The 2,005-nt window shown below is 70.2% G+C and carries 4 protein-coding genes; all 4 read left to right on the plus strand.

The genetic code is table 11. The features are described from left to right. Positions 1-462: HRDC domain-containing protein (locus tag JS521_RS33900; RefSeq protein ID WP_205086725.1), on the plus strand; the 462-nt coding region annotated here is incomplete at its 5' end. Positions 463-638: 176 nt separating this feature from the next. Beyond that, positions 639-965 (plus strand): hypothetical protein, encoded by a 327-nt coding sequence (locus tag JS521_RS33905; protein WP_205086726.1) that lies wholly within the window; start codon positions 639-641, stop codon positions 963-965. 176 nt (positions 966-1,141) lie between these two features. Then, entirely contained in the window at positions 1,142-1,510 is a 369-nt protein-coding gene (locus tag JS521_RS33910; protein WP_065491124.1) for a WhiB family transcriptional regulator, read from the plus strand. Further along, positions 1,507-1,866, plus strand: coding sequence for a putative WhiB-interacting protein (locus JS521_RS33915; RefSeq protein WP_372448643.1), 360 nt, complete (start codon positions 1,507-1,509; stop codon positions 1,864-1,866). The genes JS521_RS33910 and JS521_RS33915 overlap by 4 nt, the downstream gene beginning before the upstream one ends. The last annotated feature ends 139 nt before the right edge of the window (positions 1,867-2,005 follow it).

The following is a 2,005-nucleotide window of genomic DNA, read 5'->3' on the forward strand; positions in this document are numbered from 1 at the left end:
CCTCGACCCAGGCGTGGAACCGGGGGCCCCGGCGTCGGCGGGGGCGGCGGGATCGACCGGGGCACGGGCCGGGCCTCGGCCGCCGAGCGGGCCCCGGCCGTCGAGCGCAAGCCCAGGAGCCCGGTGCGGTGCCGGGTCTGCGGACGGACGCTCACCGACGCGGGCGAGATGAAGCTGATGCGCTGCGAGGAGTGCCCCTCGGACATGGACGAGGCGCTCTACGAGCGGCTGTACGACTGGCGCGCCGGCCAGGCGGCCCTCCTCGGTCAGCCGGACTTCTGCGTGTTCACCGAGAAGACCCTCATGGCGATCGCCGAGGCCGTGCCGTCCACCGAGGGCGAGCTGGTCGTCATCGCCGGCGTCGGCAACCGGAAGTTGGGCCGCTTCGGCGCCGATGTTCTGGCCATCTGCGCAGGTGAGGCGTGTGATGGTGAGCACGAGGAGGGCGACGACGAGACCTGAGAAAAACTCGTCCAGAAAATAGTTTGCGCGCGCACCAGTCGTCACCATAGGTTCTTAACCACGGGAACAGCGACTTCTCTGAAGCCCTGGCTCCGTGCTGTACTTAGCTGTACTTATCCGAATACGCAGGACCGGCCCCGGCCGGTCCCATGAGACGCCGAGAGGAGGCGATTGAAGTGATCAGCATCATCGAAACCCAGAAAATGACCGATCTCTCGGTCGTCTCCGCCTGCTCGCTCGGCCTCACCCGCTCCTCGGTCGCCTCGCTCCACGCCACCGGTCTGTCCGGCATCTCTGCCGTCCGTCCGCTGTCCCCGGCGAGCCTGCCCGTGATGCGGGAGCGCAATGAGCGACCGATCGAGGCACCGGCAGCAGTAGCGAAGGCAGCACAGGCTCAGGCCTATGCCTTTGCGGCAGCCGGTGCCGGAATCAAGAAGCAGACGCAGCAGCACCACACGATGTGGGCCTTCCGTGGGCCTGAACCCTGGAGCGATCCAGCCTGATCCAGCATCAGGCCGGCGCCTTCAGGGCCGCGGAACCCCACTCGGGATCCGCGGCCCTTTTGTTTTGTCCGAACGGACGGAACGGAACGAAGGAGCCTCGGGACAAGCAGGACCTGGTACCAGCAGCCGCCAACCGGCCAACAGGCCGGCACGACCAGACGAGGACACCACCCACCGTGCACACCGAAACGCACGCCCCGTCAGTACCGCTTTCCACCCCGATCTCGCCGCCCGGCTCCACGGAGGACTCCACCTTGACCCCGCTCACCACGCTCACCGCGCTCGACGACGCCATCGAGAACCTCGGCGTACCCGTTCCCTGCCGCTCGTACGACCCGGAGGTCTTCTTCGCGGAGTCGCCCGCCGACGTCGAGTACGCCAAGTCCCTCTGCCGCACCTGCCCGCTCGTCGAGGCCTGCCTCGCCGGCGCGAAGGACCGCCGCGAGCCGTGGGGCGTCTGGGGCGGCGAGCTCTTCGTCCAGGGTGTCGTCGTGGCCCGCAAGCGTCCGCGTGGCCGTCCGCGCAAGAACCCGGTCGCAGCGTGACCGCGACCTGTGGGGCCCCCGCACCCACCCACAGTCTGCGCCTCGGAACGATCGACCGCCCCTGCACACATGACCCCCGGAATCAGGCACCGATGATCACCCCCACGAAGGAGCCCGTCGGCTCCGCCACCCCCGACGTCACCATCATCGGCGCGAACGACTCGCGTCAGAACAGGACCCGCGAAATGCAACTCATCCCAGAAGCCCTGGCGCGTGCGCATATGCACGACCGCCTGCGGGAGGCCCAGGGGGACCGCCAGTCGGCCCGCCTGATCGCCGCCCGCCGGATGCAGCGCCGGGCGGAGCGCGCCTCGCTGCGCGCCCGCCGCGCGCTGGCCATGGCGGTCATGCACTGATGGTCAGGCACTGACGGTCAGGTACTGACCTGCGCAGCCATCACCCCACCGCGGGGGGGGGGGGGGGGCGCCCCCCCCCCCCCGCGGGCGGGGGGGGGAACGCGGGCGCCCCGGGGGGAGGGCACTTGGGCGGGGGGGG

The sequence above is a fragment of the Streptomyces durocortorensis genome (assembly GCF_016901035.1).
In the GTDB taxonomy this organism is placed as follows: Bacteria; Actinomycetota; Actinomycetes; order Streptomycetales; family Streptomycetaceae; genus Streptomyces; species Streptomyces durocortorensis.